Origin of the sequence: Streptacidiphilus sp. MAP12-20 (assembly GCF_041262525.1) — a bacterium.
GTDB lineage: Bacteria > Actinomycetota > Actinomycetes > Streptomycetales > Streptomycetaceae > Streptacidiphilus.
The window spans coordinates 40,982-62,458 of the sequence record NZ_JBGCCK010000029.1 but is presented as its reverse complement, the minus strand read 5'-3'; the positions used below and the strand labels follow the sequence as shown (position 1 = coordinate 62,458).

17 protein-coding genes and 3 pseudogenes are annotated in these 21,477 nt (G+C 69.9%); 4 read left to right on the top strand and 16 right to left on the bottom strand.

Going from position 1 to position 21,477, the window contains the following annotated elements:
• Positions 1 to 438 precede the first annotated feature (438 nt).
• From metF to ABIA32_RS29865, 15 genes and pseudogenes are all read right to left on the bottom strand, one after another.
• Entirely contained in the window at positions 439 to 1,344 is a 906-nt protein-coding gene (gene metF, locus ABIA32_RS29935) for a methylenetetrahydrofolate reductase [NAD(P)H] (protein ID WP_370102244.1), read from the bottom strand.
• Positions 1,341 to 2,258 (bottom strand): annotated as a pseudogene (locus tag ABIA32_RS29930) (vitamin B12 dependent-methionine synthase activation domain-containing protein); the annotation flags it as partial. The pseudogene ABIA32_RS29930 and the gene metF, both read right to left, overlap by 4 nt.
• A gap of 11 nt (positions 2,259 to 2,269) precedes the next feature.
• Positions 2,270 to 3,253, bottom strand: a complete 984-nt coding sequence (locus ABIA32_RS29925) for a carbohydrate kinase family protein (protein ID WP_370102241.1) — start codon at positions 3,251 to 3,253, stop codon at positions 2,270 to 2,272.
• Positions 3,254 to 3,403: 150 nt separating this feature from the next.
• Positions 3,404 to 4,370, bottom strand: a pseudogene (metK, locus tag ABIA32_RS29920) (methionine adenosyltransferase).
• Positions 4,371 to 4,519: 149 nt separating this feature from the next.
• Positions 4,520 to 5,593, bottom strand: coding sequence for a methyltransferase (locus tag ABIA32_RS29915; RefSeq protein WP_370102239.1), 1,074 nt, complete (start codon positions 5,591 to 5,593; stop codon positions 4,520 to 4,522).
• A 114-nt stretch (positions 5,594 to 5,707) separates the two neighbouring features.
• On the bottom strand, positions 5,708 to 7,294 hold the full coding sequence (locus ABIA32_RS29910) for a class I adenylate-forming enzyme family protein (protein WP_370102237.1): 1,587 nt from the start codon (positions 7,292 to 7,294) through the stop codon (positions 5,708 to 5,710).
• Between the two features lie 271 nt (positions 7,295 to 7,565).
• A pseudogene (locus tag ABIA32_RS29905) lies at positions 7,566 to 7,778 on the bottom strand (DoxX family protein); the annotation flags it as partial.
• 45 nt (positions 7,779 to 7,823) lie between these two features.
• A complete protein-coding gene (gene wrbA, locus ABIA32_RS29900; RefSeq protein WP_370102234.1) occupies positions 7,824 to 8,435 on the bottom strand; it encodes an NAD(P)H:quinone oxidoreductase in 612 nt (203 codons plus the stop codon).
• Between the two features lie 228 nt (positions 8,436 to 8,663).
• Entirely contained in the window at positions 8,664 to 9,656 is a 993-nt protein-coding gene (locus ABIA32_RS29895; protein ID WP_370102232.1) for a methyltransferase, read from the bottom strand.
• Positions 9,656 to 10,810, bottom strand: a complete 1,155-nt coding sequence (locus ABIA32_RS29890; protein WP_370102321.1) for a DegT/DnrJ/EryC1/StrS family aminotransferase — start codon at positions 10,808 to 10,810, stop codon at positions 9,656 to 9,658. Before ABIA32_RS29890 ends, ABIA32_RS29895 begins: the two co-directional genes overlap by 1 nt.
• A 15-nt stretch (positions 10,811 to 10,825) precedes the next feature.
• Positions 10,826 to 11,383, bottom strand: a complete 558-nt coding sequence (locus ABIA32_RS29885; protein WP_370102229.1) for a cupin domain-containing protein — start codon at positions 11,381 to 11,383, stop codon at positions 10,826 to 10,828.
• Between the two features lie 20 nt (positions 11,384 to 11,403).
• A complete protein-coding gene (locus tag ABIA32_RS29880; protein ID WP_370102227.1) occupies positions 11,404 to 12,471 on the bottom strand; it encodes a type III polyketide synthase in 1,068 nt (355 codons plus the stop codon).
• Positions 12,472 to 13,124: 653 nt separating this feature from the next.
• Complete coding sequence (locus ABIA32_RS29875; protein WP_370102224.1) at positions 13,125 to 13,265, bottom strand: hypothetical protein; 141 nt, start codon at positions 13,263 to 13,265, stop codon at positions 13,125 to 13,127.
• 40 nt (positions 13,266 to 13,305) lie between these two features.
• A complete protein-coding gene (locus tag ABIA32_RS29870; protein WP_370102221.1) occupies positions 13,306 to 14,745 on the bottom strand; it encodes a condensation domain-containing protein in 1,440 nt (479 codons plus the stop codon).
• A 263-nt stretch (positions 14,746 to 15,008) separates the two neighbouring features.
• Positions 15,009 to 15,965 (bottom strand): SRPBCC family protein, encoded by a 957-nt coding sequence (locus tag ABIA32_RS29865; RefSeq protein ID WP_370102219.1) that lies wholly within the window; start codon positions 15,963 to 15,965, stop codon positions 15,009 to 15,011.
• A gap of 199 nt (positions 15,966 to 16,164) precedes the next feature.
• On the opposite strand from ABIA32_RS29865, the gene ABIA32_RS29860 reads away from it, so the two are divergent.
• On the top strand, positions 16,165 to 16,446 hold the full coding sequence (locus ABIA32_RS29860; RefSeq protein WP_370102216.1) for a DUF6059 family protein: 282 nt from the start codon (positions 16,165 to 16,167) through the stop codon (positions 16,444 to 16,446).
• A 90-nt stretch (positions 16,447 to 16,536) separates the two neighbouring features.
• Here ABIA32_RS29860 and ABIA32_RS29855 read toward each other — a convergent pair whose 3' ends face one another.
• Positions 16,537 to 17,967, bottom strand: a complete 1,431-nt coding sequence (locus ABIA32_RS29855; protein ID WP_370102213.1) for an MFS transporter — start codon at positions 17,965 to 17,967, stop codon at positions 16,537 to 16,539.
• Between the two features lie 229 nt (positions 17,968 to 18,196).
• Here ABIA32_RS29855 and ABIA32_RS29850 point away from each other — a divergent pair, with 229 nt between their 5' ends.
• From ABIA32_RS29850 to ABIA32_RS29840, 3 genes are all read left to right on the top strand, one after another.
• Positions 18,197 to 18,445 (top strand): acyl-CoA carboxylase subunit epsilon, encoded by a 249-nt coding sequence (locus tag ABIA32_RS29850; protein WP_370102211.1) that lies wholly within the window; start codon positions 18,197 to 18,199, stop codon positions 18,443 to 18,445.
• Between the two features lie 62 nt (positions 18,446 to 18,507).
• The gene (locus tag ABIA32_RS29845; RefSeq protein WP_370102209.1) at positions 18,508 to 20,100 is read left to right on the top strand and encodes an acyl-CoA carboxylase subunit beta; all 1,593 of its coding nucleotides are present in this window, start codon (positions 18,508 to 18,510) and stop codon (positions 20,098 to 20,100) included.
• 502 nt (positions 20,101 to 20,602) lie between these two features.
• A complete protein-coding gene (locus ABIA32_RS29840) occupies positions 20,603 to 21,424 on the top strand; it encodes a BTAD domain-containing putative transcriptional regulator (RefSeq protein ID WP_370102206.1) in 822 nt (273 codons plus the stop codon).
• The last annotated feature ends 53 nt before the right edge of the window (positions 21,425 to 21,477 follow it).

Sequence of the window (21,477 nt, the reverse complement as noted above, 5' to 3'; positions counted from 1 at the left end):
GCCGGTCGCGCCGCGGCAGATCAGCCCGCGGGCCAGGACGAAGGCGCCGTGGAGTTCGAGGTATCGCGAGGCAGTGGCCTGGCAGGGCGCAGGCAGCCTCTCCGCATGCACGTGGGCACGCGGAAGTCGAGGGCTGCTGGGCCGATGGAGAGCCTGCTCCGGGGGCCGGCACGGCCGCTCGCGCAAGGCGTTGGTGAATTCCGTGCGCTCGACGTCCGGCCAAAGGCCGACCGACGCGCACTCAAGTCCCCGCCCCAGAAATGATTTTGGGCATGGGTGGTGTAAGGGAATAGTGACACACGTGACTTCCGTGCGCCAAGACCACAGCGAAGTGATGCAGGTCACTTCTTGTGGCACGACGCGCGGCGGAGCAGCCCGACGTCAGCGCACCGCCTCCCGGGCGATCAGGAAAGATCGGCGACCTTGAGGTCGGTGAAGTCAGCCGTGGGCCGCGAAGACATGCTGCGTGCTCCGTGAGTCCAGGATGTTCCGATGGATCTCGAGCGTCGCCGTCGAGCGGTTGAGCGTGATGTAGTGCAGCCCGGGCGCACCCTCGCCCAGCAGCCGCTCGGCCATGCGGGTGGCGTGCTCGACGCCGACGCGGTGGCCGTCGGCGGGCTTGTCACGGGCGCCTTCCAGACGGTGCGCCAGGTCCTCGGGGAAGGCTGCGCCGCTGAGCTCTGCGAACCGGGCGATCTGGCGGGCGTCGGTGGCGGGCATGATCTCAGGGATGATCGGGGTGTCGCAGCCCGCGGCCTCGACACGGTCGCGCAGCCGCAGGTAGTCCTCGACGTGGAAGAACATCTGAGTGACGGCGTAATCGGCGCCGGCCCGGCACTTGGCGACGAAGTGTCGGATGTCGCTGTCCCAGTCCCTCGAGCGCGGATGCTTCTCCGGGAACGCCGCGACGCCGACGCTGAAGTCTCCGCACTCCCGCACGAGGCCCACCAGTTCATGAGCGTGGGTGAAGCCTTCGGGGTGCGGGATCCAGCGGGCGTTGGGGTCGCCGGGCGGGTCACCGCGCAGGGCCAGCACGTCGCGCACGCCGGCGTCCGCGTACCGGCCGATGATGTGGCGCAGCTCGGCGGCCGAATGGCCCACCGCCGTCAGGTGGGCGACGGGTCGCAGGGTCGTCTCGGCCGCGATCCGCTGGGTCAGTTCGACGGTGCGGTCCCGGGACGATCCTCCCGCGCCGTAGGTGACCGACACGAAGGTCGGCGAGAGGGCCTCGACCCGCCGGATCGCGTTCCATAGCGAGACGTCCCCAGCCTCGGTCTTCGGCGGAAAGAACTCGAACGAGAAGGACGGGGCTCCGCCGGTGAAGGCGTCGCGCAGTGTGCTCATCGCGGGCCCCCGGGGTTGAAGTGGTTCGCTGCCGGGTGGTGCAGCACGATGGCTTGCGCGGACTGCTCGGGGTGGAGCCGGAAATCCTCGGAGAGTTTCACGCCGATCCGCTCGGACCGCAGGAGATCGGCGATCTTGACGCCGTCCGCCGGGTCGGGACAGGTCGGATGACTCAGCGAGTAGCGGCACCCTTGGTATTCGGTGCGGAACATGCCGTCCAACTCGTCCGGATCGGCCCCGGATATGCCCAGTTCGACGCGGATCCGGGCGTGCCAGCACTCGGCGAGGGCCTCGGCCAGCTGTACGGCCAAGCCGTGCAGTTCGAGGCAGTCGCGGTAGGAGCTGGACTCGAACAGCTCGGCGATGGCTGCGCCGATCCTCGGGCCGACGGTCACGACCTGCAGGGCCACCACGTCCGTCTCGCCGGATTCCTCGGGCCGGAAGAAGTCCGCGAGGCTCAGACCGCGACCGCTCTGCCGGCGCGGGAAGGTGAAGCGGGCGCGCTCGCTGCCGTGCTCGTCGAGGAGGATCAGGTCCTCTCCCTTCGAGACACATGGGAAGTAGCCGTAGACGACGGCGGCTTCGAGCAGGTTCTCGGTGTGCAGCTCGTCCAGCCAGCCGCGCAGGCGCGGCCGCCCCTCGACGTCCACGAGCTCTTCATAGCCGGGCCCGTCCCCGGCACGTGCCGGCTTGAGGCCCCACTGGCCCTTGAACAGGGCGTCCTCGTCCAGCCAGGACGCGTACTCCTTGAGCGGGATGCCCTTGACGACCCGGGTGCCCCAGAACGGCGGGGAGGGCACGGGGTTGTCGACGGCGATGTCGGAGCGTCCCGGCCCCTCGAACGCGTCGCCGGCGTAGCGAACCTCGCCCTCGTACAGCCCGTGCAAATGCTGCTCGACGTCGGCGCGCCGGAGCTGCTCGACCCTCACGACAGCTTCGCAAGCCGGGGTTCGGCGGTGCGGGCGGCGTCATGACCGTAGGTCTCGTGGATGCGGTCGATCAGATCCGACGGGAGCAGCTTGTATTCCTGGGTGCCCACCGACTCAAGCACGGTGGTGGCCAGGGCGCAGCCGAGCTGGGCGGCCTGCTCCGGCGACCAGGACCACGCGGTGCCGGCGAGGAACCCGGCCCGGAAGGCATCGCCCGCGCCGGTGGGATCGGCGATCTGCTCTGCGGGCACCGCCCGCACCTGCAGGCGGTCGATGCCGGCGCGGGCCAGCGACACGCCGCCCGCGCCCAGCGTGGTGATCCACGTGCCGACCCGGTCGAGAAGCTGCTGCTCGGTCCAGCCGGTGCGCTCCTGCAGCAGCGCGGCCTCGTACTCGTTGGTGAACAGCCACCGTGCCTGGTCGACGAGTTGACGGGCCTGCTCCCGGTCGAGCCGGGTCAGCTGCTGCGAGGGGTCGGCGGCGACGGGGACGCCGAGGCGATGGGCCGTGGCGGTGTGCCGCAGCATGGCGGCGGGGTCGTCGGCGCCGACCAGGACCAGGGCGGGCTCGCCGGTGCGGGCGACGACATCGGCGAGGTCGATGCGAGAGGCCTCGGCCATGGCCCCGGCGTAGAAGGTGGCGATCTGGTTCTGGTCCTCGTCGGTGGTGCAGACGAAGCGCGCGGTGTGCAGATGGTCGCTGACCCGCACCGTGGAGGTGTCGACCCCGTTCGCTCGAAGCCACGCGCCGTAGTCGGCGAAGTCGATGCCGGCCGCGCCGACCAGGATCGGGTCGAGGCGCAGTCGCCCGAGACCGAAGGCGATGTTGGCCCCGACGCCGCCCCGGCGTACCTCGAGCCGGTCGGCGAGGAACGACAGGGAGACCCGCTCCAGCTGCTCCTTGATCAGCTGCTCGGCGAAGCGCCCGGGGAACACCATCAGGTGGTCGGTCGCAATCGATCCGGTCACGGCGATACGCACGGAGAGCTCTCCTTGTGCCTGAGGGCGGGACGATCCGGCCGGCGGGGACGGGGAAATCTGCTGGCGGAAGAGGGTGCGGGGAACGGCGGCTGGGGGTGGCCGCCGCTCCCCGTCGGCTGGCACGGCGGGGCGTCCGGAGGACGCGGGCCGTCAGCCGGCTTCGGCCGCCTTGCGCAGGGCGGCGGCGCGGTGGGTGCGCTCCCAGGTCAAGTCCGGCAGCTCGCGGCCGAAGTGGCCGTAGGCGGCGGTCTGGGAGTAGATGGGGCGCAGCAGGTCGAGGTCGCGGATGATCGCGCCCGGACGCAGATCGAAGACCGTGGCGATGGCGTCCTCGATCCTGTCGACGGCGACCGTGCTGGTGCCGAAGGTCTCGACGAACAGGCCCACCGGCTCGGCCTTGCCGATGGCGTAGGCGACCTGCACCTCACAGCGCTCGGCGAGCCCGGCGGCCACGACGTTCTTGGCGACCCAGCGCACGGCGTGGGCGGCGGAGTGGTCGACCTTGGACGGGTCCTTGCCGGAGAAGGAGCCGCCGCCGCGGCGGGCCATGCCGCCGTAGGTGTCGATGATGATCTTGCGGCCGGTCAGACCGGCGTCGCCCATCGGGCCGCCGATCTCGAAGCGGCCGGTCCGGTTGACCAGCAGGCGGTAGCTGTCGGTCTCCAGCTTGATGCCGTCCAGGGCGAGCTGCGCCAGGACGTGCTCGACGACGTGTTCGCGAATGTCCGGGGTGAGTAGCCCGTCGAGGTCGATGTCGCCCGAGTGTTGGGAGGAGACCACGACGGTGTCTGGGCGGACGGGGCGGCTGCCCAGGTACTCGATGGTGACCTGCGTCTTGCCGTCGGGCCGCAGGTACGGGACCGTTCCGTCATTGCGGACCTCCGACAGGCGACGTGAGAGGCGGTGCGCCAGCTCGATCGGCAGCGGCATCAGCGTAGGCGTCTCGTTGGTGACGTACCCGAACATCAGGCCCTGGTCGCCCGCGCCCTGCTTGCCGAGCTCGTCGGCCTCCTCCTCGCCGGCGGTGCGCGTCGAAGGTCGTGTCACTGATCTGGCCGGCGATCTTGTCCGGGTGCCCCTCGGTCACGGATTCCGAAGTGAAGAGGCGGCGGGACATGACTCTCTCCATGACGGTGGTGGGCGGGCGCATGCGGACGGGGCGCTGGGGGCACACGGCTGGGCTGCGGCGTGAAGACGGCAGGGCCTCTCCGTTCCGGGAGGGACCCTGCCGTCACGGGTACTCGGCAGGCGCCTGCGCCCGACGGGTCAGGCGATCTTCGTCGCGCTGAGGATCGCCTGGACGGGGATGACGTCCGGCGGCACGTCGGAGGCGTCCACGGTGATGGCCTTGGTCACCTTGAACCCGCACTCCTCCAGCCAGCTCTGGTAGACCGACAGCTTCTGCGGTCCGCCCTGTCCCATGGCGCAGCCGATGAAGAAAGCCGGGAAGAAGTCGACGTTGTAGTTGTCGGTGTCGGTGATGTCCTCGGGGTAGACAGGCACCATGATGTGGACCTCTCCGCCCACCTCCAGCGCCTTGTGGACACCCTCGAGGATCTTGTAGAAGTCGTCCTTGTCGAACATGTCGAGGAAGTGCTTGATCAGGACGACGTCGAAGCCTGCGGGAATCACCTCGAAGACGTTGCCGCCGATGAAGGAGCAGTGCTCCTCGACGCCGTGGGCCTTGAAGTTCGCCAGGCACTCGCCCTGCTTCTCCGGAAGGTCGAAGGTCGTCACCCGCATCCCGGGAGAGCCCTTGTGCTGGTAGGTGTGGATCGCACCGAAACCGGTGTTCCCGGCGAGGTCCAGGACCTGGGCGCCGGCCGGGATGTCGACGTTGTCGAAGAACCACGGGTCGATGTTGGTGGTGACGTCGTTCATCAGCGTCGCCCAGGACTCGCGCAGGTCCTTGTGATCGGCCACGGCGCCGTACAGGGTTCCCTCCGACACCCCGTAGAGCTCCTTCAGACCGACGAGCGTGCCGGTGCGCATGCTCTCGGTGAGGTAGAACAGCTGGCGGAGCGCCACTACCTTGATCATGTTCATGTACCGCAGCGCGCGGCGGAGGTCGGCCTCGCCGAGCTCTGCGAGCGCGTCGAGGGAGTAGGCGCCCGAAGCCTCGTCATAGGCGACGAAGCGCTCCTTGACCAGCAGGAACAGCAGCTGCTCCACGGCGTCCGCCTTGGCGCCGACGGCGTCGCCGAGCTGGGCCGCCGTCAGGCCCGGATTCTCCCGAAGCCGGTCGATGATGCCCAGCTCGAAGCAGGACACCAGATTCATGAAGCGCGAGGGGCCCACCATGTATTCGCGGAACCGCGCGAGTGTGGCCTCGGATGTCATTGCATGATCCCTTTCGTATGGGTGGTGCAGTCGCCGGCGGCTGTCGTTCTCCTCAATTCCGCGGTCGGTCCCGAGAGTCGTGCGCCGGGACCGGCGCGTGCCGCCGGACGAGGTTCAGGCCGCGTCCCCCAGTTGCGCCTCGAGGATGCGGGACAGCGCGAGTCGCTGGACCTTGAGCGTGGCGGTCCGCGGCAGCTCGGCCTGGAGAATCTGGACCGGGTCGGCCAGTTGGGGGAACTCGGCGACGGCCGCGCGCCAGCGGTCCCGGTCCAGCGGCGCGTCATCCACGGTGCAGATCACCGGGATCGCCTCGGACTTGGAGCCCTGCACCAGGACGAGCTCACTCAGCTCCTCCAGCCTGCTCAGCACGAGGTCCTCGACCTCAAGGGAGCTGCGCACCCCGGGGATCATGTCGATCTCGCGGTCGAGCATGTGCAGGCAGCCGAGCTTGGTGCGGTAGCCGACATCGCCGGTGCGCCACCAGGCGCCGCGCCGGTTGGAGTCGTAGCGCTCCTGCTCGGCGAAGTAGGTCTTCGCCAGGCCCGGCCACGAGACCTCGATGAAGCCGGGGTTCTTCCCGGACGGCTTCGTTCCGTTCCGGCTCACCACGCGGACTTTCGCCGCGCCGTTCGGCATCGCCCAGCCGACGCAGCGTCCGTTCGCCTTGTGGGCGGAGTTGCGGAAGTAGGCGCGGCCGACGGCTGGGCCGACCTCGCTCTGCCCGTAGATCTGGAAGAACAGGGCCCCACGCCGCTCGGATGCCTTCAGCAGCCGGCTCATCGTCCGGGGGTGGATCGCATCGAAGGTGCTGCTGAAGTACTTCACCGACGCGAAGGGCTTGCGCGGGTCCTCGGTGAGTTCCTCCCACTCCATAAGCGAGTTGGGCAGCGCCTCGACGAACCCCGGCCGGTTCTGGACGAGCTGCTCGGCGACCACCGCAGGGGCGGTCTCGTTCATGAGCAGGACCGGCAGCTCCTTCAGGAGCGCCAGGGACATCGCCGCGACCATCCGGGAATGCACGAAGGGGACGTGGATCGCGACGGTCTCCTTCTTCCGCATCAGGGAGAGCAGTCGCCACTGCGGCTTGAGGCGGATGCCCTGGGTGCGTGCCGTGTGCACGACCAGTTTGGGAAGGCCGGTGGTGCCGGAGGTGTGGGTGATCACGGCGGCCTCGTCGATAGGCCGGAGGACCGGCTCGACCCGCGGCGCGCCGGCGAACTCGGCGAGCGACCGCGTCCCCGGCCGGTCGCCGGCCGCGATGATCACTCTCTTGGTGAGGTCAGCCAGCGGCACCTCGGCCATGAGGTCGAGCTTGCGTCCGTCGGTGAGCAGGGTCGGCTGGTCCACCCGCTTGATCAGCGCGCCGACGGTCGCGGCGTCCAGGGCCGGTGAGAGGTTCACGGGAACCGCCCCGATGCGGGCCGTGGCGGCGGCGAGCATCCAGATGTCGGCGTTGGCGGTCTTGTAGAGCACGACGCGCTCGTCGGGCCGGATGCCCGCCGCCCACAGGCGGGCCGCCAGGTCGTCCACGTGTTCGGCGTACTGAGACACGGTCAGGCGTCGTCCCGCCTCGGGGAAGACGTCCAGATCGTGGTCGAGGGTGATCGGCGTCGACCCGTTCACAGCCGCGGCCATCTCCGGCAGCAGGCCGATGTGCAGACCACGCTTCTGTATCGACTTGTAGGCTGTGGAAGCCTTCACCGGGACTGTCTCCTTTGCGGTGTTCGATGGGCGTGCGGGCTTGGTTCGGTGACCGTGCGTCAGGGCCGCGGCTCTCGGCCGTTTCCGGCGTAGGGGCGGCGAAGGCAGGAGCGTGCAGGTGACTCGGCAGGCTGCGCCCGGCTCGACGCGCGATCGCCAAGCCCCGGCGCGGGCTCAGAGGAGTGGGGGCCGAAGCGGCCCCGCAATGGAGCGCGGCCCCGGCTAGGAGGACCACGTTCACGGCGATCGACCGCGTCTCGGCCCGGTGGAAGTGCGTCAGGGCCGCGCCGATCATCTGGACGACCAGCCCCGTAGCGGCCAACGGCACCAGGACCGGCGCGATGTCGAGCGCACCGGGCAGGACTAGACCCACCGTGGCCAGGGTCTCGAGGGCTCCGATGGCTTTGACGGCCCCGTCGCCGAAGTCCTCGACTCGTCCCCGTCCGCAAGCGGCCAGCTTCTCCCCCGGTTGGAAGAGCCTCATCGCGCCGCAGGCTGAGGGGTTCGGCCGGGAGTTGCGCGCGGGCTCTCAGACTGCGGAGCGGCCGGCCTTGAGCGCCGCCGCGACCTCCACGACGCGTCGGGCCTGGTGACCCGCCGCCTGCAGGGATACCTCGCCGGGCGGACCGTCGGCGGCCACGTGGGAGGCGCCGTAGGGGTTGCCCGCCTTCATCTGGATCGGGTCGGTGTAGCCGGGGGGCACCATGATGCCGCCCCAGTGGTAGAAGACGTTGCCGAGCGCCAGCAAGGTGGCCTCCTGACCGCCGTGGGCGGTGCCCGAGGAGGTGAAGGCCGAACACACCTTGTCGGCGAGCTTGCCCTGCTGCCACAGCCGACCGGCCGTGTCGATGAACGCCTTGAGCTGGGCCGCCGGGGTGCCGAAGCGGGTGGGGGTGCCGAACAACAGCGCGTCGGACCAGTCCAGATCGTCGAGGGTGGCCTCGGCGACGTCGGCGGTCTCCTGGAGGTGCCGACCCCAGGCCTCGTTGGCGCTTATCGCTTGCGGCGGGGCCGTCTCGGCGACGCGGCGCAGTCGCACGTTGGCGCCGGCCTTCTCTGCGCTCTCGGCGGCGGCGTGCGCCAGGGCGTGAACAGTACCGGTCGAGCTGTAGTAGATGACTGCGACGTTGACGGGATCCATGGTCCGTTTCCTTCTGTCGACCGTTCTGCCCCGGTCGTGACGCTGATGCGACTGGAACGTGAAGCAGGCCCCGCCGTGCGACGCTGCGACGGCGTAGACGAATTGACGATCGTCGGTACCGTACGGAGCGTGCCTGGAGGACTGCTCGACTCCCGGTTGAATGAGGACGTGGAGCGTGGTCGGATCCGGCGAGGCGTCGACCGAAAGCAGACAGCTGTCGATGCCCCGCTAACGGGCGATTATCAAGGTGGCGGGCGCCGCGTCATGAAACGTGATGTCCTCGAAGCCCGCCTGGGTGAGCCACGCGTGGTACTGGTCCCGCGTCCAGGTCCCGCCCTGGTTGCTCTTGAGCAGCATCTCGGAGGCGAAGATGAGCGCGAAGGGCGGGCCGCTGCGGTCGCCGTCGACGACGTAGTCGCAGACGACGAGCGCGCCACCGGGCTTGAGGGCCTCCCGGAGCCGGGTGAAGGCCTCGACGTTCCCGTCCGCCCCTTCCTGGTGGGCGACGTGGGAGTACAGCGCGAGATCGTAGGCGGCGGTGCCGAAGTCAGTGGTGTGGAAATCGCCGTCGATGCAGGTGAACCGGTCGGCCACGCCACGCTCCGCCACCAGCTTGCCTGCGATCGCGTTGACCGGTGCCCAGTCGAGCTGGGTCGAGCGGGCGGCGGGGTTGCGCTCCAGCCAGATGGCCGAGTAGATGCCCGAGCCGCCACCGACGTCGAGGATCGAAATCTCCCCTGCCTCCGCCAGGCCCAGTAGGTCGGCGGCGATCACCGCCGCGGGGACCGACTGCGCGGCGATGGCCGGGACCACCCGCTCCCAGTGGGGGTTGTCGGCCACCTCTGTCGCCGCGCCCACGCCCGGCCCGCCGGCGCGGACCACGTCGGGCAGTACCTGCAGGCCGGCCATTTGGTTCAGCTTCAGCTGGGCGAGGCTGCTCAGAGAGGACGGCTTGCCCTCGACCAGGAAGGCAGAGGCCTCGGCGCCGTTGCGGTAGCGACCGTCGTCCAGCTCGACCAGGCCCAGGCTGACGAGTCCGTCGAGCAGCGTCTGGGTGCCGCGCTCGGAGATCCTGGCCGCGACGGCAAGCCGGGAGACGGTATCCGCGCCAGCCTCGAGGTGGGTGAAGAGTGAGTGCGTCGCCGCCGCACCGATGATGCCGGTGGCCCAGTAGCCGTTGATGAGCCGCAAGACGCCGTCCGGCGTCAGTTGCCTGTTCATCAAGCTGGTCCCAGGCTCCGCGTGGACGACGCGTTGGTACGGAGCGCGGGGCGCAGGACGTCCACGACCCGTTCGACCTGGTCCATGCTCAGCTCCGCGTGCATGGGGATGGCGAGATTGCGCTGGAAGAGGTCCGCCGATACCGGGCACACCTGCTTGGACTCGAACACCGGCTGGACGTGACTCGCCCATGTGCCGTGCGCGCAGCCGATGCCCTGGGCGCGCAGCTTGGTGGCGAGCCCCTCACGGTCCACGCTCGGATCCAGCGTCACCATGTAGGTCTGCCAGGCGTGGGTGCGGTCCTCAGGCACGTGCGGCACCGTGAGGAGCTCCTCGTCGGCAAGCAGCTCCGCATAGCGCGCTGCGACCGCGCGTCGGCGCTCCAGCAGCTGGTCGATTCGGCCCAGCTGCACCTGCATGATCGCCGCGGCGATGTCGGACAGCTTGTAGTTGTAACCGACCTCGGTGAACTCCGAGATCGGCAGGCCGACGACCTGCGCCATGTCGAAGATGCTGCCGATGCCGAAGGACGCCAGCAGCCGGGCGTGGTGCGCGATCGCCGGGTCGGTGGCGATCAGCGCGCCACCCTCGCCGCTTGAGGCCCCCTTGCGCCCGTGGAAGGACAGGCAGCCCACCTCTGCCAAGGAGCCCGCCTCGCGTCCCTGGTAGGTCGCGCCGACCGCGCAGGCGGCGTCTTCGACGACGAAGAGGCCGTGGCGATCCGCGAGCGCCTGCAGTTCCGTGTAGTCGGCCGGCAGGCCGACAGTGTCCACGGCGATGATGCCGACGGTACGCGGACCGATCAGGTCCGCCACCGCCTGCGGGTCCACGGTGCCGGTGTCGGCCCGCACGTCGGCGAAGACCGGCACACCTTCGACGTACCGCACCGCCTGGCCTGGGGCCGGGAACGAGTAGTCGGCGACGATCACTTCGTCGCCTGGCTTGACGCCCAGCGTGAGCATCGCCAGGTGGAGTGCGGCGCCGCAGTTGCTCACCGCGACGGCGTCACCCGCCCCGTAACGCTCAGTCAGCATGCTTTCCAGCGCCTTGCCGCGCGGGCCCTGGCCGGCCGGCCATCCGGAGGCGAATACCTCGGCGACGGCCGCGAGCTCCTGCTCACCCAGACTCGCGTGGACCATCGAAATCGCGTCCATCGTGGTCATCTCCCTCTACGCTCCCTTTGCTGTCGCCGACTGCGGATTCAGGCGCGCGGGTGGATCGAAGCGAAGCGGCGTCAGCTGGCTGACGTCGTAACGCCGGCGCATCCGCTCCACCGCGGCGGGGTCCACCGTCTCGCCGGCTGCCCAGATCTCCGCGATCTCCTCGAAGTAGTACTCGTGATCGGGCGACGGGTAGCACTGGAAGAGCATGCGCGCCGGCTTCTCCGTGGCGTTCCTGAACGCGTGCGGAGTACCGGGGGGGATGAACATGCAGCTGCCCTCAGCCGCGCGGATCACTCGATCTCCGCTGGGGGACTCCCAGTCGTGCCAGGCCTCGTCCGTGCGCTCGGTCGGCTCGAACCCCAGCAGGTCCAGCTCCCCCTCCAGGACGTAGAAGAACTCCTGCGAGTGGTCGTGGACGTGCGCACCGACGTCGAAACCGGGCGGAACGAGCACCTCGAAGATCGATATCGAGGAGCCGTGCGCCTGGGTGGCCTTGAAGGTCACTTCCTGCGCTCGGGTGACCAGTTTTCGCCCCTGGCCCGGTGGGAGGATGAGGCCGCTCATGCGATCAGCTTCCTTCTGTCTCAGTCCAGGTTCCGCGGTGCGTCGTCGGCCCACCGGCCCAGTGCCATCTCGGCGGTGATACCGGGGCCGAAGCCGGCGATCAGACCGGTGGCGTCGGGCATCGGGGTGTCCTCCTCGAACAGCCGGCGTGCCGCGTCGAGCACGACCGCGCTGGCGATGTTGCCGTGCTCGCTCAGGGTCGCCCAGCTGTGGCGGAACACCTTGCGGTCGACGTCGAGGAATTTGGCGAGGTCGTCCAGGATGCGCGGGCCACCGGCATGGACGAGGTAGAAGTCGAGGTTGCCGATGTCCCAGCCGTGGTTCGTGGAGAAGTCGCGCAGCACCGGGGCCAGCGGCTCCATCGTCCCGGGCACCCGACGGTCCAGCCGGAAGTGGAAGCCGGTGTCGCGGACCTCGTAGGAGATCCAGTCCTCGGTGTTCGGGATCAGGTAGGAGGAGTTGCGCTCCAGCTCGATGCCGATGCCGCCGTTGCCGCGCACGACGGCGGCGGCGACCGCGTCACCGAACAGCCCGTCGGACAGCAGCGAACCGATGTCGTCCTCGTCGGGCTGGTAGCACAGCGAGCACAGCTCGCACGAGACGATCAGGACGTTGCTGCCCGGGTGGGCCAGGCAGAAGTCGTGGGCGCGGTTGATCGCCGCACCGCCCGCCGCGCACCCAAGCTGCGCGATCGGGATCTGCCGGGTGTCGGACCGCAGCCCCATCTTGTTGATCAGCCACGCGGTCAGCGACGGCATCAGGAAGCCGGTGCACGATACGTAGATGATCGCGTCGATTTCCTGGGGCGTCACATCGGCGTTGCCCAGAGCCTTCTCGATGACCTCGGGGCAGCGCTTCTTCGACTCGAGCTCGTAGATGCGATTGCGCTCCTCCAGCCCCGGGTGGCGGAGGGTCTTCTCGATGGGCTGCACGATGTGGCGCTTCTGCACCCCCGTGTTCCGGATCAGCCGAAGCGCGAGCGGGAGCTGCGGCTTGCCGACATGCACCCGTTCCGCGAATTCCAGAGTCTCTTCCATCGTGATGATGTATTCCGGCACGCTCACCGAGGGCTTGCACAGCCTTGGCATATCTGGAATCTACTTTCTGTAGATGCTACGTGTCTGCTCAGGTCCTGGTACGACGAGGGATTGATCGGTTCGTCGGTCTGTCCGCGCGCGGCGAGCACGGGTGGATCCCGGGCCCGCTGCCGCCTGCGGGCACGCCAAAACGGCGCCGGCCCGGTAGGGCCGGCGCCGTGCCAGTACTGGCCTGGGCGTCGATCTCAGAGGGTGAGGCGGAGCCGCCGGCGGCGAGGTCACGTCAGAACGCCCTCGTACGGGGTGATTCGCCGACGTGCGGCCGGAAGCTGTCCGCCACGAAGGTCGCCTGACGGGCCGGCGGTTCAGCACTCGATCCACTGCCTGGAACTGTTTTTGGGCAGGATCGTTGTGCTGAAATCGTGACACGGATGGCGCCTCCGCGCCAAGAGTGGATCGGAGTGACCTGGATCACTCCGCGGTGCCATTCGGTTCGGGAGCCTGACGATGGATCAGTCGTCTTCGCACGTGGGCGACAGAGGGGTGTCGGGCTCGGAAGCAGCACCGGAGCTCCCGGCGGGCCTGGGGCGGCTCCGAGTCGGCAGGCGGCGGGAACGCGTCGAGGTCCCGCGCGGCAGGCGTGCGCAGGACCACCGTTGTCCGAGTGCTCCTGACTCCCGCCTGTGGGCGGCGCGGGCCGGCGCTCAGTCGATCCCGCGGACGATGGTGCGGTAGTCCTCGTCCTCGTCCGCCCCGGCCAGCAGCAGCGGCGGCGCCCCGTCCACCGTGGCGGCGTCGAACACGGCCAGCGCGTTGGCGCGAAACTCTTGCCAGTCGTCGAACATCGGTGTCTCCTCCGGGGTGTGACACCCCGTCATCTCGGTATCACGGTGGCGTGAGCCGCCGACGCGGAGCGACGCGGGGCAGTTCCTCCCCGTCGAGCGCGGTCAGGGCGTCGGCGACGGTCACCGTCTCGGCGGCGGTGGGGAGGTAGCACAGCAGTCGGGCGCATTGGTCGGCCAGCAGAGCCGCGTCGGCATCGGAGATCCGGGACCGGTCGTGCAGCAGGGTGAGGGTCACCAAGCCGTCGGCGCCCCGACGAACTCGCAGGGTGAGCGGGAGGGAGCCGTGCGCGCCGCTTGCGTGCTCGAGCTCCACTCCGACACCGACGTCGGCGAGCTCGGCACGCAGACCGGCGAGCGGGCGCGGGACGCTCTCCAGGGCGACCAGACTGTCCAACAGTCGTCCGTCCGGCGGCCGGCCGGTCCACTCGCCGATCTGCTCGAGGGGGACCCATTCGTAGGCGGCCAGGTCGAGCGCCCGGTCCCGCAGCACGGCCAGCAGCCGGTCCAGCCTCTGGGCAGGGTCGACCCGCACCACCATCGGCAGGGAGTTGCGCATCGGCCCCAGCAGGCCCTCGGCGTAGTCCAGAGCGATCCCGCGACCCGAGACGGTGACGCCGAAGCCCACCAGCCCGCTCCCCCGCAGGCCCGCCGCGCGGTACAGCAGCAGCGCCCATACGGCCTGCAGCACGCTGGAGTCGGGCATGGCCCGGACCGCGGCCCACTGCGCGGCCGCCCGGGCCTCGGCGTCAGTCAGCCGCACCTCGAGGCAGCCGTACCCGCTCTGCAGGGTGTCCGGACCCGGCTGTGCGGGCAGCAGGGCGAGGGGGCCGTCGGGCACCGCCCGGGTCCAGAAGTCCCGCGCCGGGTCCGTGTCCTGTCGCTCCAGCCAGCGCAGCCAGTCGCGGATGTCGGGCCGGCGCTCGCCGCCGGGCAGGAGGCCGCCCGCAAGGTAGGCGCGACAGAGCCGCTCCAGGAGCCGGGAGACGCTCCAGGCGTCCAGCAGCGCGTGGTGGAAGGTGACGAGCACGCGGCGAGGGGCCGCCGGGTGCGCGCCGTCCCCGTCGGGGTCGATCAGGGTCATCCGCAGCGGGCAGGGGCGTCGCAGGTCGAACCCGCGCAACCGGTCCTGCTCTCGCAGATCATCCCAGTCGATGGTCCCCGCCGGGTGCCGGGCCACCTCGGCGCGGGCGCGGTCGTGGACGACGAGGTGCGGCGGCTCCCCGGCGAAGGCGGACCGCAGCACGCTCTCGCGGTCGACGACCGACTGCCAGGCCGCGGTGAAGCGCTGGACGTCCAACGGCCCGTACCAGCACCAGGTGAACTGTTCGATGTGCCGCCCGCTGGTCGGGTGCGCGAGGGAGTCGAGGAGCGAGTCGTAGCGCGGCCAGGTCGCCGGGACGGGCAGTCGGCTGCCGCGATCCAGGCTGGCGCCGGGGCCGGTGCGCCGGGGCACTGCGCGCGGGTTCCTCTGGCTCGCCATGGGCTCCTCCTCCCTTCGGATCGGTAGCGGCATGCCCGTGAGCACGGTGCTCCCGACCGAGGGGTGGAGCAACCCGCTGACCGCGTCGTGACGGCATCCTGACAGCGTCTCGGGTGCGGCCGGCCGACGCCGGAGGGAGTCGCAGGCGGACCGCAGTCCGAGCAAGCCTCGCCGGATCGCCACGCGACGGCCGCCCAGGAGGATCCGGCGCACCACTCGCCGCCATGGTTCGACGCCCGCGGTCGGCTCGCGAGGAAACAGACTCATAGGACACGCACCGCGCTCGTGGCGGACCGCACGGCCTGGTCCAGCACCAGGCGGCCGAACCGGCTGAGCTCCTCGCGCATGTGCTCGGCAGCCTCCGCCAGGCCGGCGCTCTCGCCCAAGTGAGGCGTGATGGCCTCCTCGTCCAGCAGCGCTTGGTGTCGGCTGACGAGGTTGACGCCGGACTCGTCGGGCTCGATCGACACCTCGCCGGTGTACGCAGCCAGCAGCGGGAGGGTCTCAGTGTGCTTGTAGACGATCAGGCCGGCCCCAGGGAAGCAGATCCTGACGGACTTGGTGCGTCGAGCGCTGCCGTCGGCGGCCAGGCTGCCGATCGACATGACCTGGACGCCCGGGGTGTCCTCCGACACCTCCAACGTCCTCACATGCGGCAGTTCACCAGGCCAGGCCTCGGCCCGGTGCAGGAAGTCGAGAAGCAGCTCGGCGGGGGCCTTGACATGCACGGCCTCCTCGACGCGCAGGGTGAGGCGATCCAACCGCGCCCAGCGCTCGGCGAGCCAGACCAGCCGGTCGAGCTGGGCACGCTTGCCGGCGTGGGTGATCCGGTGCACCCTGGCCACGTCGTCCGGCGCGTCGCCGCCGACGACGAAGGCGCACTCCAGAGTGACCTTGGAGCCGTCGCCGAGCGGCTCCACCGTCCACAGGCCGGTCATCGACTCCAGCGGCTCGGCCGGCACGTCCTGCCGGAACTCCACGCATCGCCGCCCGGCGTCCAGGCGTCTGCTGGACACCCATGACGCGACCGTGTCGCCCACGACGGCCCAGATGCGCAGCCGCTCCCGGGTCCCGTCGAAGTCCAGCTGCTCCACGTGGACGAAGGACGGAAAGAGCAGGGGCCAACGGGACACGTCGGCGATCAGGGCGTACAGCACGCCGGGCGGCGCCGCGGCGGTTGCTTCGCAGACCACACGGTGCACTCGCGCATCCGGCATCATCCGCGCATCCTCCGTCTTCGAACCTTCTCCGCCGCACCCCGTTCCCGCCGCAGCCGCTGCCGCTGCCGGCAGCCATCCCTCGACCATGACCGGGACCGCTCGAACCGGGCTCGCGCCCCGCTCGGGCAAAGCGCGCTCCACCGGGCTCCGACACGGGCTCGAGCGCGACGGCGGACGGTCGCGTCGGAGGTATTGAGCGATGACGGTGTTTCGGCCGGTCAGGTCTCTACGCGGCCTGCTCCGCTGTGCGGCGCGTGATCTGTGGAACCGCCTGGTCTTCTACGGGATGCTGCACGCCCTCGGAGACCCTTATGCCGCCGCGTGCGTGGCGACCTGGGAGCGGCCTTTGGACGAGCCTCCCCCCGGCCACCCGGAGCGGCTGACCGGTCTGCCGCTGACCGCGCTGGAACTCCGACTGGTCCGCGAGATGAGCGAGGTGGGGGCAGAAGGCGACGGACCCGACCTGGACCGGTACCGCTGATCCCGAGGCGGTCTCGTCGGAGGGGGTCTGCCGGGCCTCGGGCAGATGTCCGTTACCGGAAGTCGGCCGGAACGACCGGGACTTCATGCCTCAGCCCTTCAGGCTGACGGCGGGCGCGCCCTTCTCGTCCGCACTCGGGAGAGGGGCGGCGTCTACCTCGTGCGGCTTCCGCACCAGCGCCAGGACCATCATGCTCGCCGCCAGCGCGGTGAGGGCCGCCGTGAGGAAGACCGGATGCAGACCCGCCGCGTAGGCCCTGCGCGTCACGGAGCCGTGAACGCTCTGCTCGAAGATGGTGCCGAGGACCGCGATGCCGACGGCGTAGCCGAGTTGGCGGGCGGTGTTGAGGGCGCCGGAGGCCATCCCCATACGCCGCGGGGCGACAGCGGCGAGTGCGGTCGCCATCATCGTCGGGGTGGACATGCCGACGCCGACACCGGTGACCATCAGACCTGGAAGCAGCGCGGACCAGCCGGACGTCGCGGAGACCGGTTCGAGCAGGAGCGTGCCCAGACCGATGAGGCCCAGGCCGGTGCCCAGCAGGAGCTGCGGGGCAACCCGCTGCCGGAAGCGGTTGGTGGTCGTGGCGACGACGAAGGCCGTCGCAGCCAGTGGGGCGACGGCCAGGCCCGCGTAGAGCGGCGAGAGGTGCAGTGCCTGCTGGAGCCAGAGCGAGGTGTAGGTGAGCTCGGCGAAAGCGGCCGCGCTCAGCAGCATCGCGGCCGCGAGGAGGGCGCTGAAGCTCCGGTTGCGCAGCATCGTGAGGTCCAGCAGGGGGTGCTCGAGCCGCAACTCCAGCACGATGAAGGCGGCGAGAGCGAGCGCGGCCAGAACGAGGGGCACCAGCACGGTCGGGCTGCCCCAGCCGCGTGCGCCGCTCTCGATCAGCCCGTAGGTCAGCGCGCCCGCGAACGCGGTGAACAGCAGCGCCCCACCGGTGTCGATGCGCCCCTCGGGCGCGTGTGGGCGCGGCAGCGCGAGGCGACGGTTCAACGTCATCGCGAGCGCGACGGCCGCGACGGGCAGGTTGATCAGGAAGATGGACCGCCACCCGAGCTGGTCGGTCAGCAGGCCGCCGAGGACCGGGCCGACGGCCGAGGCCGCGCCGTTGACCGCGCCCCACACGCCGAAGGCGGTGCCGCGGTCGCGGCCCTGGTAGGCGGCGGCGATCAGCGCGGTCGTCGAGGTCATGATCGCCGCCCCGCCGACGCCCTGGACTGCGCGGGCCGCGATCAGCGTGGCCCCGTTCGGGGCGAGGGCGCAGGCCAGGGAGGCCGCGGCGAAGAGCAGGAGACCGGAGATGTACAGCCGGCGGTGCCCGAGGCGGTCGCCGAACGAGCCGCAGACCATCAGCATCGCGGCCAGGGTCAGGGTGTAGACGTCCACGACCCACTGCATGGCGGTGAAGGACGAGCGCAGGTCGGCGGACATGTCCGACAGCGCCACGTTCACGATGCTGACATCGACGAGCAGCATGAATGCGCCGAGGGAGACGGCTGCCAGCGGTATCCATTTGCGCACAGTGACTCCGGATTACGGTCGGTTGGAGGGATTTTGAGGGCGCGGTCATCAATCAGAGTGCACGTCAGCGCCTCGGATTCACTCGAACGTCAACTGATTGGGCCCGTGAGCTGGGGCGCTCGTGCCGAGGGCCGTGCGCTCGTGCCCGGATGCGCCGGTGCGCTCAAGCGGTACTGGACCACTTCTGTAGGGCGACGGCGAACAGTGACCGGAGACCAGAGGAGCGAACATGAGCGAGGCGCACGTCGCAGGCCCCGCGCTGCGGATCGAACGCGGGCACGCCGACGACGAGGAGCTGGCTGCGGTGACCACCGTCTTGTGGGCGGTGCTGGCCAGGCGGGACGAGCAGCAGAACGACGAGAATGCGCCCGGGGTGCCGAAGTGGCGGCCGGAGAACCCCGTGGGGGCCTACCGCTCCCCGTACAGCTGGCACGGGGGGCTGTCGCAGCCTGTGGCAGAGCCTGGCCTGGCCGCGTGACCCTCCTCGTCCGAATCCCCTGCACCAGCGATCCCGGCCCTGCCCTGAGGGAGGAAAGCACCGTGACGGCCCCGAATGAAACGTCCCAAGCCCTGTTGGAGCCCGCAGACGCGCGTGGTCGCGTGGCGGAGCTGCACGGCATCCGGGCGGAGGCACTGGCCGGACCGAGCCGGAATGCGACCGAGGCGCAGTACGCCAAGGGCAAGCTGACCGCGCGTGACCGGATCGAGCTGCTGCTCGACCCCGGGTCGTTCACCGAGGTCGGGCAGCTGCGGCGGCACCAGGCGACCGGGTTCGGCCTGGAGGAGAAGCGGCCGTACACGGATGGCGTGGTCACCGGCTGGGGAACGGTGGAGGGTCGCACCGTCTTCGTCTACGCGCATGACTTCCGGATCTTCGGCGGCGCGCTGGGCGAGGCCCACGCGCAGAAGATCCACAAGATCATGGACAAGGCGATCGCGGCGGGGGCGCCGCTGGTGTCGCTGAACGACGGCGCCGGCGCCCGTATCCAGGAGGGAGTGAGCGCCCTCGCGGGCTACGGCGGGATCTTCCGGCGCAACACCCTGGCGTCGGGGGTCATCCCGCAGATCTCGGTGATGCTCGGTCCATGCGCGGGCGGTGCTGCCTACAGCCCCGCGCTGACAGACTTCGTCTTCATGGTCCGCGACACCTCGCAGATGTTCATCACCGGCCCGGACGTGGTCAAGGCGGTCACCGGCGAGGAGATCACGCAGAACGGGCTGGGCGGCGCGGACGCCCATGCGGAGAGGTCCGGCGTTGCGCACTTCGTCTACGACGACGAGGAGACCTGCCTGGCCGAGGTGCGCTACCTGCTGTCGATGCTGCCTCAGAACAACCGCGAGCACCCGCCGTACGTCCCACCCACCGACTCCCCCACCCGGCGGTCCGAGGCGCTGCTGGACCTGGTGCCGGCCGACGGGGGCCGCCCGTACGACATGACCGCGGTGATCGAGCAGATCGTCGACGACGGCGAGTACCTCGAGGTGCACGAGCAGTGGGGACGCAACATCATCTGCGCCCTGACCCGGATCAACGGGCAGGTGGTGGGCATCGTCGCCAACCAGCCGCAGGTGCTGGCGGGCGTGCTGGACATCAAGGCGAGTGAGAAGGCCGCGCGCTTCATCCAGATGTGCGACGCCTTCAACATTCCGATCGTGACACTGCTGGACGTCCCCGGGTTCCTCCCGGGGGTGGATCAGGAACACGGCGGGATCATCCGCCACGGCGCCAAGTTGCTCTACGCGTACTGCAACGCGACCGTGCCGCGCATCTCCCTGGTACTGCGCAAGGCCTACGGCGGCGCGTACATCGTGATGGACTCCCAGTCCATCGGCGCCGACCTGACCTACGCCTGGCCGACCAACGAGGTCGCGGTGATGGGCGCCGAGGGCGCCGCCAACGTCATCTTCCGCCGGCAGATCGCCGCGGCCGACGACCCGGGGGTGATGCGGGCGCGCATGGTCAAGGAGTACAAGGCTGAACTGATGTACCCCTACTATGCGGCGGAGCGGGGGCTGATCGACGACGTCATCGACCCCGCCGACACCCGACAGGTGCTCATCCGCTCGCTCGGGATGCTGCGCTCCAAGCACGCCGAAACGCCCGCCAGGAAGCACGGCAACCCTCCGCAGTAGCAGCGCCCCTGGGAGCGCGGCCGCCCGCCCGTTCCCGTCGCCCGCTCCGTGCCCCTCCAGCGCGGCCGCTCCCCTGCGGCCGCGCTCTCGCGTTGTCCGGCGCCCGTCGACACCGACCGGGACGTTCAGCCGTATATCCCGGTTGAGCCGGGTATCCGAAACTCGGCCTGCCCTCGCGATTCGCGGTGGCCCTGCTGATTCGGACACCGCAGGCCGGGGTTGTTTTCGGCACAGGATTCATCGGCGGATCGCAGAGAGCCTGCGGTGCATTCCTCGAGGGCGCCCGAATTCCGACCTCCCCGGCCGCACACCGCCCTGACCTTCGAGTTCTCTCAACGGCTGCTTGAAGCGCCCTTGCGCCTGCATCCATGAAGAGTCCGGCCCTCCTCGACGTGCGGTGGTGTTTCGTGCGCATCGGCGCGGCGGGGGGGACTATACGAAGACTAATGGCCCGGAAATCGACTCAGCACCGAAGGCAGTCCGACAAGACGCGGAGGAAATCGTGAAAATAAAAGTCCTGGGTGCATTGAACGCGGAGGTCAACGGCCTTCCGGTCGTCCCGACCGCAGGGAAGCCCTGCCAGATCCTGGCTCTGCTCGCCCTGCACCCAGGGCGAATCGTCCCGGTCCCCACGCTGATGGAGGAACTCTGGGGCACCGAGCTGCCCAAGAGCGCGACGACCACGCTGCAGACGTACATCCTCCAGCTGCGCCGCAGGCTCGGCACCGCCCTCGGACCGGACGCTCCTGGCTCCGCCAAGGACGTGCTGGCCACCCGATACGGCGGCTACATGCTGCAGGTCCCCAGCGAGGCGGTCGACGCGTACCGGTTCGAGCGACTCGCGACCGAAGGACGCCAGGCGTTCGAGATCGGCGAGGACGAGCGCGCGGCCAGGCTGCTGCGTGAGGCGCTCGATCTGTGGCACGGGCCCGCGCTGGTGGACGTGGCGGTAGGGCCGGTACTCGAGATCGAGGTGCTGCGTCTGGAGCAGAGCCGTCTGGTCACCCACGAGAGACGCATCGACGCCGACCTCAGGCTCGGCCGACATCTCGAAGTGGTGGCCGAGCTCACTCATCTGATCGCCCACCACCCCCTTCACGAGGGGCTGTACTCGCAGGCAATGGTGGCGCTGTACCGGTCGGGCCGGCAGGCCGCCGCACTCAGCGTGTACCACCGGCTGCGCAAGCGGCTGATCGACGAGCTCGGCGTGGAACCCTCTCCTCAGCTGCAGCGGATGTACCAGGCCATGCTCTCCGTCGACTCGCGCCTGGACCTCGACTCCGCACCGCAGCGGACCTCGACGTTCGACCTGTACGCGGCATAACTGCCGGAAGCGGGGCGATCGGTCTGCCACGGCAGACCGATCGCCCCGCTTCA